The sequence below is a fragment of the Acinetobacter sp. V116_7 genome, assembly GCF_056735735.1.
On record NZ_JBWZIF010000022.1, the window covers coordinates 1 to 12,872 of the forward strand.

The window sequence follows — 12,872 nt, forward strand, 5'->3', positions numbered from 1 at the left end:
AACCTCTTAGCGCTGATGGTAGTGTGGGGTTTCCCATGTGAGAGTAAGTCATCGCCAGCTCATTATTCTAACACCCCCAACTTAACAGTTGGGGGTGTTTTTTTATGGGAAATTAAATTAATTGAAGAGTTTAAGCTAGTGAAAGTACAGCTTTAAAATCAGATTTGCATATCAAGCATGTTATATGAATATAATAATGATGAAGTTTCTTATTTTTAGGTGTTTACGTGAAAATTAATTCTTTCTCTTCAATACCTGAAGATGATGAAGAACTCTCTCTTCCTGAATTAATCTATTGGGCTTCTTTAGGTGATCTAGATCAGGTAGAGCAACTGCTTTTAGAAGGGCAAGATCCCAATCAGGCAGACGATGAAGGCTATAGTGCTTTGCAAGCAGCTGCTGAAAATGATCATTTAGAGATAGTTAAACTCTTGGTAGGAAAAGGTGCTCAAGTTGCTTATAAAAGCGAATATACAGCACTACAGCTCGCAGAAATGGCTGGTAATATAGACGTAGTAAATTATTTAAAAAGTTTATAAAAATAAAAGGCCCCTATTTTGTTTGTAGAGGCCTTTTTTAAATTTAAGATAAGTGATATTTCTGTAGTTTCTCAACAATTGATTGAAGCCCTTTTACTTCAAACTCATTAGCTTCGAATTTTTCATCTTTATTGCGTTTAAAGATATCTCGTATCTCTATTACAGCATTGGGATCAATGATACTTAAACTTGAGGTGACTTGACGTATTTGGCTAATAGATCGAGAACCATTCGTTGAACCATAACCAATAAATGCAGCTGGTTTACCACTCCATTCTTTGCCTACATAGTCCAGAGCATTTTTTAGAGCTGGGCTGTAACCATGGTTGTATTCTGGGCTAATAAAGATAAAAGCATCTGCTTGAGCAATTTTGTCTGCCCATTCTTGTTGTTTAGGTTGATCATAAATTCCGGTAGCGGGTGGATGAGATCCTGAAAATAGAGGTAAATCCCATTCTTTTAAATCGACTACTTCGGTTTGGAAATCACTTAGACCCAATGTTGGGATTGTTAATTCTACCCAATTGGCAATTTTGATTGCTGTACGTCCTTCACGGACACTTCCCACGACAATATAGACCAGCATGTATTTTTCCCAAGGATTTTTATACTTATAACTTAATTCATTACATGGGTAGCTGAGAATATAGAATTTGTAAGGATTCTTATGTTATGAAAAAAATTGGATAATAAAAAAGCCCTCATTGAGAGGGCTTTTTATTTACATGAGTTTAATGCCTTGTTGGCCTTCAGGAGTAACCTTGAATATTTCTACTTCAAAGGTAATGTTTTTCCCAGCTAACGGGTGATTAAAATCAATTTCTGTAATGTCATCATTAACTGACTTCACTACACCGAATAAAGTTGTTTTTGCCTTATCTTCGAACTCAATCATATGACCAGGAATAGGGCGTTGTTCAAACTTAACTGTATCGAAAGTTTGAATATTTTCCGGATTCCATGGACCAAATGCATCTTCTGGTGGAAGATGTACTGTACGGCGGTCACCAGCACGTAAACCAAATAATGCTTTTTCAAAGCCAGGTAAAAGATTTCCGTCACCAATAGTCAATGTAACAGGTTCTTCACGGTTACGTGTGTTATCGATTTCTACACCATTTTCAATAGCGACAGAAAAGTGTAGATCGACTTTAGAGCCGTCTGTAATACGAATTTCTTCGTTAGGTTGGATAATTTCGGTCATATTATGCATCCGAATTTTGGTTGCGTTGCTTCTCAAGGAAGAATGTATCGATGAGTAGCAAGATGGTACCTAAGGTAATGGCACTGTCCGCAATGTTAAAAGCTGGAAAGTGATGATTTTGGTAATAAACATGAATGAAATCGACTACATAACCTAGGGTAATACGGTCAATTAAATTGCCTAAAGCTCCACCTAAAATTAAAGCGATGGCTACAGGTAGCACCATCATTTTTTTAGGCATACGAAGCAACCAAAATACAAAAAGGATTGAAACTAAGCCTGCTAAAGATGTGAAGAAATAGCGCTGCCATCCTCCTGCATCAGATAAAAAGCTAAAGGCTGCACCATAGTTATGTAATAGTGTCCAGTTTAAAAATGGAAGCACAGGCACTGGATCTGCGTAATTCAGATGTGTACTTGCAATCCATTTTGTCCATTGATCCAACACAATGGCAAGGACAGAAAGTCCAAGCCAAATGAGATTGTGTGGATAAAACTGGAATAAGCCTTTTTTAGCTTGTGAATTAGGCATATTTTCTCACTTCGCCACGACCAGTGACGTTCACAATACAACGACCACATAAACCAGGATGATCGGCATGTGTATTTACATCTGGAAGGACGTGCCAACAACGTGCACATTTTTCACCTTCAGCTGCAGATATTTGTACACGTAAGCCTTCCATTTCAGTTGCTTCACCTTGCTCAGCAAATGGATGTACTACTACTTGCGAAGTAATAAGAACAAAACGGAGTTCATCAGCCAGTTGGTTTAAAACTGTTTGTAATGATTCATTTGCCCAAAGTTCAACTTTGGCTGAAAGATTACTGCCGACAAGTTTAGCGTTACGAGCTGCTTCAATCTGTTTATTTACTGCAGATTTTACGCTAATCAATGTTTGCCAATCTTCTTCAGAAAGCAAGTTTGCTTTTGATGAAACAGGTAAGTCATACCATTCTGAAGTAAATACATACTTTTCAGTTTGTTCTGGAATCAGTGGCCAAGCTTCTTGAGCGGTAAAGCTTAAGATTGGGCTCATCCAACGGATAAATGCTTGGACAATATGATAAAGCGCTGTTTGTGCAGAGCGACGTGCTTGTGAGTCAGCCTTAGTCGTATATTGACGGTCTTTGATGATGTCTAGGTAGAAACCACCTAAGTCATTAATACAGAAGCTTGTTAACGCACTACACACGACATGGAAGTTCATTTCTTCGTAAGCAGTGATAATCGTTTGTTGTACTTCATTCGCACGTTGCAAGATGTATTGATCAAGAGCGATAAGATCATCTACTGCTAAAGCATCTGTACTTGGTTTGAAACCATTTAGGTTCGCAAGCAAGAAACGTAGGGTATTACGAATACGACGGTAGCTATCACTTACACGGTTAAAGATTTCTTTAGACGCTGCAATTTCATAGCGATAGTCGCTAGAAGCTACATATAGACGTAAACCATCAGCACCAAGCTGTTTGATGATTTCTTCAAGCGGAATGTAGTTGCCTAAAGATTTCGACAACTTACGACCGTTTTCATCCACTGTAAAACCATGTGTTAACAAGGCTTTATATGGTGCACGATTGTGAATTGCCATAGACGTTAATAAAGAAGATTGGAACCAACCACGGTGTTGGTCTGAACCTTCTAAATATAAATCAGCAGGGCTTTCTAATTCTTCACGTTGCTCAAGTACAGCGTAATGTGTTGTACCAGAGTCGAACCATACATCAAGCGTATCGCGAACAGCATTATATTGTTCAGCATCTTCACCTATGAAGTCTTTTGCTTCACGTTTGAACCATGCTTCGATACCTTCTTGTTCGATCAGTTGAGCAACTTCTTCGATGAGTTCAGGTGTACGAGGATGTAATTCATTCGTATCTTTATGAACGAAGAAAGGAATTGGAACACCCCAAGTACGTTGACGTGAGATACACCAGTCCGGACGACCTTCAATCATTGATTCAATACGGTTTTTACCCCAGTTCGGTACAAACTCGATATCGTTTTCAATCGCGTTAAGCGCGCCTTCACGTAAGCCTTTTTGATCCATGCTAATGAACCATTGTGGTGTAGCACGGAAAATAATAGGAGTCTTATGACGCCAGCAGTGTGGGTAACTGTGTTTAATTGGTTGATGAGCCCATAAACGGCCTACAGCACCTAAAGCTTCAATAATCTTTGGATTGGCTTTATAGATGTGCTCACCAGCATAGATTGGAGCAGTTGGTAAATAAACACCGTTACCACCGACTGGATTGTCTACTTTAAGGTTGTATTGAAGACCTACTTTATAGTCGTCTGCACCATGACCAGGCGCTGTATGTACTGCACCTGTACCGCTTGTTGCAATAACGTGTTCCCCCAAAATTACTGGAACTTGACGATCGGTAAGTAAAGGGTGTTGTAAAGTAAGGTTTTCAAGAGCTGAACCTGTAAAGTCAGCTAAAACAACTGGGTTTTCAAGCTTGTAACGTTCAATTGCTGAAGCAACTAAGTCTTTAGCAAGAATGAAGTTTTGCTTACCACGCTCAGTAGTCACTTGTACCAATTGATATTCAATTTCGGCATGCAATGCAACTGCTTGGTTAGCAGGTAATGTCCACGGCGTAGTCGTCCAGATCACAATATCAGTTGGGTCTTGAACTTCTACGTTTAAACGGGCACTTAAATCTTTAAGATCTACAACACCAAAACCAACATCAATTGCGTCAGATTTTTTATCTTCATATTCAACTTCAGCTTCGGCAAGTGCTGAACCACAGTCCATACACCAGTTCACTGGCTTTAAGCCCGGCTGGATATGGCCATTTTTCTGGATTAAGCCTAAAGTACGAACAATATCGGCTTCTTGTTTATAGTTCATGGTGAGATAAGGATTATCCCAATCACCTAAAATACCAAGACGTTTAAAGTCAGTACGCTGTAAATCAATTTGTTTTAGAGCATATTCACGACAGAGTTTACGGAAAGTCGCTGCGTCAACTTTTTCGCCAACTTTACCTACTTTTTCTTCAACTTTTAGCTCAATTGGCAAGCCATGACAGTCCCAACCCGGAACATAAGGTGCATCGAAACCTGCCAAAGTACGGCTTTTTACAATCACGTCTTTGAGTACTTTATTGACTGCGTGACCTAAGTGAATTGTACCGTTCGCATATGGAGGGCCATCGTGCAAAATATATTTTTTCTTGCCAATACGCGATGCACGAATCTGCTGATAAATGTTGTCGGTATACCACTCTTCTAACCATTTCACTTCACGTACTGCCAAATTTGCTTTCATTGCAAATTGAGTATCCGGCAGGTTTAGCGTGGCTTTGTAGTCCACTGCATTCTCAGGAGTTTGCTTATCGCTCATGCAAGTTTTCATCCAGTTTAATCAGCTAGGGAGCCGACATGTTTTACAATCAAAATTCGAATTAAAAAGGAAATTGTGTCGTGTCGTTACGGTATTGTCGTAACTGCTGCACGTCATTATCAATTCCTGCCTTAAGTGCCTCAAGCGAAGGGTAGTTCAATTCACCATGAAGATAGTGAAGGAAAGTCACCCGCATAAATAAGCCATACAGATTAGCAGAAACATCAGGGAAATGTACTTCTAATCTCCACTCTGGATGTTCTTGCTGAATGGCTGGACGTGTACCGACATGCCCTGCGCCATAGAGGCTGTTTTCATGATATCCGGCAATTCCCGGTTTTTCGGGTGTATCTTGACGCACTTTTTGAGTAAGTGAGGTTGTTTCACAAATGACCTCAACACCATAAATCCCATTTAAACATGGCTTGTGGCGGTTGAGGCGAACGTTAATCGTTGGAAAATCCAGAGTTCGGCCAATCTGGTCGCCATATTGAACACGTCCGGTAATACTGTAAGGACGGCCTAATAATTTAGCAGCTAAGGCAAGATTTCCTACCTGAAGCACTTGGCGAATACGAGTTGAACTTACGCGTTCACCTTCAAGCTCAATCGTATGTAAATTTGTGACCCCAAATCCGTAATCTTTTAAAAATTCACTGTTGCCTTGACGGTCCTTACCGAAATGAAAGTCATCTCCTAAAACTAAAGACTGCGCGTTTAATTTATCTTTTAATAAGTCTGCAAAGGCTGACGCGCTCATACTACGGAAATGCTGATCAAATTTAGCAACTGCAATGTAATCAACCCCAAGCTCAGTTAGGTATTCAACTTTTTCTCGTAGTGAATTAATACGAGGAGGGGCATCGTAGCCTTTAAAGAATTCAAGAGGTTGTGGCTCAAAAATCATAACCAATGTTTTTAAGCCTTGTGCTGCAGCAATTTTTTTGAGTTGAGCAATCATCGCTTGGTGACCTAAATGGACACCATCAAAATTACCAATAGTTACCGCTGTTTGAGGTAACTGAAAATTGGGCGATAACGCATTAAGACGAAGCAGTTTCATGAACTTAAAATATGGCTATTTTTGCAAGGGCTATATATTGCCATAATCTCACAGATTCGTCTTGTTGTTGTGTTTTTACTCAGTTATTTTTCAACATGAATATTTGTATATCTAAAATATTGATGAATTAAATAAAAATAAATCAATTTTTCTTATTAATGGTTTGCTCTACTATATCTTTATCCACTCTTTGATTAGAGAACTAAAATGAAAAAACCCTTTTACCAATTAAATCATAGCAAAGATGTTATACGACATTTTACTCCAAATTGGTTTACAGCGACTATGGGTACTGGCGTGGTAAGTATGATTTTAATTCAGCTTCCATTTGCTCCATCATTTTTATTCACGTTAGCAACTTTGTTATGGCAATTTAATATTGTTTTATTCAGCGTTTTTTCAGTTCTTTATTTATTGCGGTGGTTTCTTTTCCCTCATGAAGCGAAGCAAATATTTAACCATCCCAATATGAGCTTGTTTTTAGGCGCTATTCCGATGGGGCTCGCTACAATACTAAATGGCTTTTTAAGCTTCGGTGTGGGGCTTTACGGTGAAATTGCCATACATATTGCTCAAGCTTTATGGTACATCGATGTCTTTTTAGCACTAGCAATTGCGTGGATCGTACCGTTTTGTATGTTTAGCCGTCAGAACCATCAGCTACATACCATGACTGCAATCTGGCTTTTACCGGTGGTTGCATGTGAAGTAGCAGCAAGTTCTGCGGGCATGTTAGTAGCTCATTTACAAGCAGATTTGCATAGCTTTCATTTATTAATGGCGGGCTACGTACTTTGGGGGATTTCTGTTTTACCCGCATTCGCTATTTTGACAATTTTAATGCTGCGTATGGCTTTACATCAGTTACCGGGAAAAGAAGTCGCAATTTCTAGCTGGTTGTCTTTAGGACCGATTGGTACAGGTGCTTTAGGTCTCTTATTGCTAGGAGAGCAGGCACAAAGAGTGGCAGCAAATGTAGGATTTCACCAATTTGCGAATGTCTTTCAAGCTTTAGGAGTTGTAGGTAGTCTCGTGCTTTTAGGCTTCGGGTTATGGTGGCTGGGTCTTGCAATTTTAACAACGCTTCGTCACGCAAAGACAGGTATTCCATTTAATTTGGGTTGGTGGGGCTTAACCTTTCCATTAGGTGTATTTATTCTGGCGCTATTTAATTTAGGACATCAGGTTGAAATCGTATTTTTACAATATGTTGCTGTTGCACTGAGCCTTTTATTATTGACAATGTGGGGTGTGGTAATGAAGAAAACGCTAGCAGGCGCATATAGCGGCCAACTGTTCTTTTCTCCGTGTTTAATCGCCTTACAACAAAAAATGCAGTAATGATGAAAAGGTGCAAAAAGCTTTTGCACCTGATTTATACTTATTTTCTAATTTATTTAATTTTGATTTGAGCTTTTTGAATGAACACTGATATTGCTTTAATTATGGCACTTCCTAATGAATCTAAAGGTTTGTTTGAACAGGCAGGTGTTGAAGTCCATTACAGTGGTATTGGTAAGATTAATGCTGCCTTTAAAGCATTTGAGGTTATTCAAAAAACTGGCTGTAAAACTTTAATTAATCTAGGTACAGCTGGAAGCTCTGCGTTTAATCGACATGATTTAGTCGAGGTAAAGACTTTTGTACAACGTGATATGGATGTTTCACCCCTAGGGTTTGAAGTAGGTGTAACGCCGTTAGATGATCACTTGCCAGCTGAAATTCATCTTCAATCACATTTTGCTGATTTGCCAAAAGCAATTTGTGGAACTGGAGATTCATTTGAAACGGGTCAGCCAAAAGTAGCTTGTGATGTAGTGGATATGGAAGGATATGCCTTAGCCAAAGTCTGCCATAAGTTAGGTGTACGCCTGATTTCGGTGAAATATATTACTGATGGTGCAGATGACACTGCACATGTAGATTGGGAAGAAAATTTATTATTAGGTGCTAAAAAACTTTTAGCGCTTTATCAAAATCACTTCTAAAAAAAAGATCGGCAAATTTGCCGATCTTTTTTTTGGGTTTTAACGAGGCAATACGCCGTAGAGCATAAGGTGGACTGTATGCTCAATTGAGCGTTGGAACATGCTTCGGTTACGCAATGTTTTTCCAGTCACCATTTCCATTTGGGTCGCAAAATCTGCATAGTTTTGCGTAAGGCCCCAAATGTTTAAGATTAATAATTCCGGGTCGATATCTGGTGAAATCTTTCCCTCTTCTTGCCACGTCTGAATGACTTTGGCTTTGCGCTTAAATAGTTTTTTTAATGGTCCTTTGAGTATAGGTAAAATATGCGGAGCGCCTTGAATGATTTCTAATGCAAACAATCTAGATGCTTTCGGTTGGCTACGAGACAGTTCGATTTTTTGTATTAAATAGTGAGATAAGGCTTCGGCTGGTTCTAATTCAGCTTCTAAAGTTTGTAAGGGAGCCAACCATTTTTGTAAAACGGTTGTGAGCACTTCTACGTATAAAGACTCTTTATTTTCGTAGTAATAGAAAATATTCGACTTATGCATGTCGGCGAGTTGGGCAATTTCATCCAGACTTGCGCCAGTGAACCCATAGACTGAAAATACGTCAAGGGCGGCAGCAAGAAGCTGATTGCGCTTTTGGGTACTCTTTTTTTGTTCCATCTGCTGCATAATTAAAAAAATAATACTCCCATTGTAAGGGAAATTGTTTGATTTGTGCACAGGTGTCTTGCTTTTTTAATCAAAAAACGGCTAGTTATTTGCGTAATAGATATACTATTGTGCAAAAAATAGAGAGATTCACTAGTTTATTGTTATTCTTAAAAATATTTTTTAAATTTCGCCCTAAAAAAGAGCAATAAAACAGCAGTTTTATTGCTCGTAAATTGGGCATTTTTTGGCTGAGCATTTCTGATTACTCATCGTAATCTTAAGTTGCCAAAACTGCATCGAGTACTTGTTGTTCAAGTTGGGCAAAAGTAATGCTCTTTTTACGCGGGCGTGGAAGATTAACTTGGAAACTTTGAGCAATCTGGCCCTTATCTAATAAGATAATACGGTCAGCTAATTGCACTGCTTCACTTACATCGTGTGTGACTAAAATGGCAGTAAAACCTTGTTCTTTCCACAAGCGCTCAATCAAGCTTTGCATCTCAAGCCGAGTTAGAGCATCTAATGCACCTAAAGGCTCATCAAGCAATAAAATGCGTGGTGTATGCGATAGTGCACGTGCTAAGGCTGTACGCTGACGTTGGCCACCAGAGAGTTGTGAAGGCCATTGCCCTGATTTTTCTTTTAAACCCACTTTTTCCAGTAATTCTTCTGCTAAAGCATGTTGGGCTTTAGGTAAACCCAGTTGAACATTTTGAAGGATATTCCTCCAAGGAAGTAGGCGTGGGTCTTGGAACATTACTCGAATATCATCGTTAGTAATGCCTTCACGCAAATGTCGAGCAGATTTGAATTTGATTTCTCCAAAACTGGCTTTTTCAAGTTGAGCAATTAAACGTAGTAACGTACTTTTGCCACAGCCACTTCGACCAACAATTGCTAAAAACTCACCAGGCTGGATGTGTAGGTCAAGATCTTCAAGGACCTTTACCTCGCCATAGAATTTATAAAGTTGCTCAATCAGAATCTCTGCACCTAATACAGGTTCTTGAGATTCTGTTGGTTCTTCCGGAATGAGCTGCACTTCATTCTGATTAATATTTAAATTCAGATTTGTCATGTTCTAAGCTCCCTTATTTCTGATATCCAGAGTGCCAACGTAGTAAATAGCGTTCTAAAAGCTGGGCTAAAACATCGGCTAGTTTGCCTAGTAAGGCGTAAAGAAGAATACCGACCAGAACTACATCTGTTTGTAAAAACTCACGTGCATTCATGGTCATATAACCAATACCTGCTTGAGCTGAAATGGTTTCAGCAACAATGAGCAATACCCAAACCAAACCTAAAGCAAAGCGTAGACCTACTAAAATAGAAGGCATTGCACCTGGCAGAATAATTTCTTTGTAAAGCTGCCAGCGAGAAAGGCCGTAACTTTTACCCATTTCGATCAATTGAGGGTCAACTGACCGAATACCGTGATAGGTATTAATATAAATCGGGAAGAAAACGCCTACTGCAACCAAGAATAATTTCGCTGTTTCATCAATACCGAACCACAAGATTACGAGTGGAATAAGTGCTAATGCTGGGATGTTACGAATCATTTGCAAGGTTGTATCGAGCAGGGTAGAGGCGAAGCGTGAAGAGCCATTAAGTAAACCTAAGAGCAGACCTAAGCCACCACCAACCAAAAGACCAATCAAAGCGCGACCAGCACTTACCTTAACGTGATGCCATAATTCGCCGCTAACGAGTAGGTGCCAAAAAGCGGAGACTACAGCAGTCGGTGCAGGCAAAATTCGGTTCTCTAAAAGACCCGAACTTGAGGCAATTTGCCAAACAACCAATAGAACAATAGGGAAAATCCAAGGCAGCAAACGCTGCCCGATTTGTTTTGTTCCACGTGAAACAATACTTTCGTCTTTGCTCATGCAGGCTCCTTGACGGAACTATTTTGCTTCTTCTCGTCTGGAACATAGTTGTTGGCAATAATTTCACCGAATGGACCGGTTAAATTTGGCTGAGCAAGTTTAGCGCGAGTTTCGATTGGTAATAACGGGAAGACCAACTCTGCAAAACGGATTGACTCTTCAAGATGTGGATAGCCCGAGAAAATAAAAGTATCGATACCTAAATCAGCATATTCCTGAATGCGGGCAGCAACTGTTTCTGGGTCACCTACAAGTGCTGTACCAGCACCACCACGGACTAAACCAATACCGGCCCAAAGGTTTGGAGATACTTCAAGCTTGTCTCGGTTACCGCCGTGGAGAGCTGCCATACGCTGTTGACCTACAGAGTCCATTTGTGCAAATTTTTTCTGTGCTGCAGCAATAGTTGCATCATCAAGATATTGAATAAGTTCGTTCGCTGCTGCCCAAGCTTGTTCGTTGGTTTCGCGAACAATCACATGCAAGCGAATGCCATAAGTTAATTTACGACCTTTAGCCTCAGCTTTGGCACGAACATGTTCGACTTTTTGTTTAACTGCTTCTGGTGGTTCACCCCATGTAAGGTAAGTATCGACTTGCTCAGCTGCAAGATCGACAGCGACTTCTGAAGAGCCACCGAACCAAAGTGGCGGATAAGGCTTTTGAACAGGTGGGTAAAGTAGTTTTGCATCATCTACTTGTAAGCGTTCACCATGGAATGTAAAAGCTTCACCCGTATGTGAACGCGTCAAAATTTCACGCCAGATTTTTACATATTCATTTGCAGTTTGATAACGCGTTGAGTGATCTTCATATAAACCATCGCCGCGTAGTTCGGCCTCATCACCACCAGTCACTAGGTTAAGTAACACACGACCATTCGACAAGCGGTCAAATGTTGCAGCCATACGAGCTGCCAAAGCCGGTGTTGTTACTCCTGGACGTAACGCAACTAAAAATTTAAGGTGTTGAGTTGCATCAATCAGGCTAGCTGCCGTAATCCAAGGATCTTCACATGAACGACCTGTTGGAATAAGTACACCTTCGTAACCTAAATTATCTACCGCTACAGCAATTTGCTTCATATAGGCATGGTCAACCTGACGAGCGCCTTTACTTGTACCTAAATAGCGACTATCACCGTGGGTAGGAATAAACCAGAAAATTTTCATGTGCATTACCTATATGTCTATTGAAATTACTTGGCAATCCAAACAGCTTGTTTGATGCTGATTGGCTTTGGAATGATGCCTTGTTGAGTAAAAATGTCTGCGAGTTGCTGCTGCTCAGCAATCACTTTGCTGTTCAGCGGAGCGGCTGATGAGGGACGAGGACGGCGTTTAATAAATAAGTCACTGGTTGCAGGCTTCAGTCCTGTGCTTTGGCCAATGGCTGTTGCCGTTTCTGCTTGATGGCTTTGAACCCATTTGTCAGCTTGATTGATTTGTTTGATGAGTCCAGAAACAGCTTTCGGATGTTGTTTAACAAAGTCTGGAGCTGCTAAATAAAATGTATAGTTCGGGCTTAAGCCTTTACCTGATGCAAGAACACGAGCTTGATCTTCTAGTTGTGCTGAAGCGAAGTAAGGATCCCAAATGGCCCATGCATCAACAGCACCTTTTTGAAATGCTGCGCGAGCATCGGCAGGTGTAAGCCAGATCGGAGTAATGTCACTCCAGTTTAGGCCTGCTTTACGTACAGCTTGTACAAGTAAGTAATGTGAGCTCGAACCTTTTTGCAGCGCAATACGTTTGCCTTTAAGGTCTTTAAGTTGTTTGAGCTGCGAGCTCTTAGGAACTAAAATTGCTGATGCTAATGGTTTAGCTGCTTCATAGGCAATGTAATATAAAGGCTTTCCAGCTGCTTGTGCGTAGACTGGAGGGGTGTCTCCAGTAACTCCGATATCAAGGGAACCGACAGCCAAAGCTTCTAAAATTTGTGGTCCAGCAGGAAACTCATTCCAAGTAACTTTGGCATTTGGAAATTCTTGTTCAAATAGTTTTTGCTGTTTGGCAATCGCAAAGTTAATCGAACTTTTTTGAAAACCAATACGAAGTTCTTTCACTGTTGGATCAATTGCCCAAGCTGGCGCTGCGATTGTTAAACCTAATACAGTGACTGCACTGATGCGTTTAGCTAGTTGTGCCCACTGACTCTTATTAAATAATGACTGATGTTGCATATT

The 12,872-nt window shown here is 40.2% G+C and carries 13 protein-coding genes; 3 read left to right on the forward strand and 10 right to left on the reverse strand.

The features are described from left to right. The first annotated feature begins 227 nt into the window (after positions 1-227). Positions 228-539, forward strand: a complete 312-nt coding sequence (locus AC1PJP_RS08925) for an ankyrin repeat domain-containing protein (RefSeq protein ID WP_151823192.1) — start codon at positions 228-230, stop codon at positions 537-539. Between the two features lie 43 nt (positions 540-582). Here the strand turns inward: AC1PJP_RS08925 and AC1PJP_RS08930 are convergent, their stop codons facing one another. The 5 genes from AC1PJP_RS08930 to ribF all read right to left on the reverse strand — a co-directional run bounded on the left by AC1PJP_RS08930 (position 583) and on the right by ribF (position 6,168). Further along, positions 583-1,125 (reverse strand): NADPH-dependent FMN reductase, encoded by a 543-nt coding sequence (locus tag AC1PJP_RS08930; protein ID WP_416685733.1) that lies wholly within the window; start codon positions 1,123-1,125, stop codon positions 583-585. Positions 1,126-1,260: 135 nt separating this feature from the next. After that, a complete protein-coding gene (locus AC1PJP_RS08935; protein ID WP_004640310.1) occupies positions 1,261-1,743 on the reverse strand; it encodes an FKBP-type peptidyl-prolyl cis-trans isomerase in 483 nt (160 codons plus the stop codon). 1 nt (position 1,744) lies between these two features. Further along, a complete protein-coding gene (lspA, locus tag AC1PJP_RS08940; protein WP_416716612.1) occupies positions 1,745-2,275 on the reverse strand; it encodes a signal peptidase II in 531 nt (176 codons plus the stop codon). Further along, positions 2,268-5,105 (reverse strand): isoleucine--tRNA ligase, encoded by a 2,838-nt coding sequence (gene ileS, locus AC1PJP_RS08945; protein ID WP_111856273.1) that lies wholly within the window; start codon positions 5,103-5,105, stop codon positions 2,268-2,270. Before ileS ends, lspA begins: the two co-directional genes overlap by 8 nt. Positions 5,106-5,166: 61 nt before the next feature. Continuing rightward, the gene (gene ribF / locus AC1PJP_RS08950) at positions 5,167-6,168 is read right to left on the reverse strand and encodes a bifunctional riboflavin kinase/FAD synthetase (protein ID WP_192455670.1); all 1,002 of its coding nucleotides are present in this window, start codon (positions 6,166-6,168) and stop codon (positions 5,167-5,169) included. Positions 6,169-6,375: 207 nt separating this feature from the next. Here ribF and AC1PJP_RS08955 point away from each other — a divergent pair, with 207 nt between their 5' ends. Then, positions 6,376-7,509 carry a TDT family transporter gene (locus AC1PJP_RS08955; RefSeq protein WP_192455671.1) on the forward strand — a complete coding sequence of 378 codons (1,134 nt, stop codon included), beginning with the start codon at positions 6,376-6,378 and terminating at the stop codon, positions 7,507-7,509. Positions 7,510-7,589: 80 nt separating this feature from the next. Next, positions 7,590-8,156, forward strand: coding sequence for a 5'-methylthioadenosine/S-adenosylhomocysteine nucleosidase family protein (locus AC1PJP_RS08960; protein WP_479766837.1), 567 nt, complete (start codon positions 7,590-7,592; stop codon positions 8,154-8,156). 39 nt (positions 8,157-8,195) lie between these two features. On the opposite strand, the gene AC1PJP_RS08965 is transcribed toward AC1PJP_RS08960, so the two are convergent. From AC1PJP_RS08965 to AC1PJP_RS08985, 5 genes are all read right to left on the reverse strand, one after another. After that, on the reverse strand, positions 8,196-8,816 hold the full coding sequence (locus AC1PJP_RS08965) for a TetR family transcriptional regulator C-terminal domain-containing protein (RefSeq protein WP_013199284.1): 621 nt from the start codon (positions 8,814-8,816) through the stop codon (positions 8,196-8,198). A gap of 259 nt (positions 8,817-9,075) precedes the next feature. Continuing rightward, on the reverse strand, positions 9,076-9,876 hold the full coding sequence (locus AC1PJP_RS08970; protein ID WP_005308903.1) for an ABC transporter ATP-binding protein: 801 nt from the start codon (positions 9,874-9,876) through the stop codon (positions 9,076-9,078). A 13-nt stretch (positions 9,877-9,889) separates the two neighbouring features. Beyond that, entirely contained in the window at positions 9,890-10,687 is a 798-nt protein-coding gene (gene ssuC / locus AC1PJP_RS08975; protein WP_005308906.1) for an aliphatic sulfonate ABC transporter permease SsuC, read from the reverse strand. Continuing rightward, positions 10,684-11,859 carry an FMNH2-dependent alkanesulfonate monooxygenase gene (ssuD, locus tag AC1PJP_RS08980; protein ID WP_479766838.1) on the reverse strand — a complete coding sequence of 392 codons (1,176 nt, stop codon included), beginning with the start codon at positions 11,857-11,859 and terminating at the stop codon, positions 10,684-10,686. Before ssuD ends, ssuC begins: the two co-directional genes overlap by 4 nt. A 26-nt stretch (positions 11,860-11,885) precedes the next feature. Further along, positions 11,886-12,869, reverse strand: a complete 984-nt coding sequence (locus AC1PJP_RS08985; RefSeq protein ID WP_199943958.1) for a sulfonate ABC transporter substrate-binding protein — start codon at positions 12,867-12,869, stop codon at positions 11,886-11,888. Positions 12,870-12,872: the final 3 nt, after the last annotated feature.

What these genes read in the sequence shown, in the direction of transcription:
- AC1PJP_RS08930 (WP_416685733.1), bottom strand. Translation starts at nt 1,125, where the DNA reads ATGCTGGTCTATATTGTCGTGGGAAGTGTCCGTGAAGGACGTACAGCA.
- AC1PJP_RS08935 (WP_004640310.1), bottom strand. Translation starts at nt 1,743, where the DNA reads ATGACCGAAATTATCCAACCTAACGAAGAAATTCGTATTACAGACGGC.
- lspA (WP_416716612.1), bottom strand. Translation starts at nt 2,275, where the DNA reads ATGCCTAATTCACAAGCTAAAAAAGGCTTATTCCAGTTTTATCCACAC.
- ileS (WP_111856273.1), bottom strand. Translation starts at nt 5,105, where the DNA reads ATGAGCGATAAGCAAACTCCTGAGAATGCAGTGGACTACAAAGCCACG.
- ribF (WP_192455670.1), bottom strand. Translation starts at nt 6,168, where the DNA reads ATGAAACTGCTTCGTCTTAATGCGTTATCGCCCAATTTTCAGTTACCT.
- AC1PJP_RS08955 (WP_192455671.1), top strand. Translation starts at nt 6,376, where the DNA reads ATGAAAAAACCCTTTTACCAATTAAATCATAGCAAAGATGTTATACGA.
- AC1PJP_RS08960 (WP_479766837.1), top strand. Translation starts at nt 7,590, where the DNA reads ATGAACACTGATATTGCTTTAATTATGGCACTTCCTAATGAATCTAAA.
- AC1PJP_RS08965 (WP_013199284.1), bottom strand. Translation starts at nt 8,816, where the DNA reads ATGCAGCAGATGGAACAAAAAAAGAGTACCCAAAAGCGCAATCAGCTT.
- AC1PJP_RS08970 (WP_005308903.1), bottom strand. Translation starts at nt 9,876, where the DNA reads ATGACAAATCTGAATTTAAATATTAATCAGAATGAAGTGCAGCTCATT.
- ssuC (WP_005308906.1), bottom strand. Translation starts at nt 10,687, where the DNA reads ATGAGCAAAGACGAAAGTATTGTTTCACGTGGAACAAAACAAATCGGG.
- ssuD (WP_479766838.1), bottom strand. Translation starts at nt 11,859, where the DNA reads ATGAAAATTTTCTGGTTTATTCCTACCCACGGTGATAGTCGCTATTTA.
- AC1PJP_RS08985 (WP_199943958.1), bottom strand. Translation starts at nt 12,869, where the DNA reads ATGCAACATCAGTCATTATTTAATAAGAGTCAGTGGGCACAACTAGCT.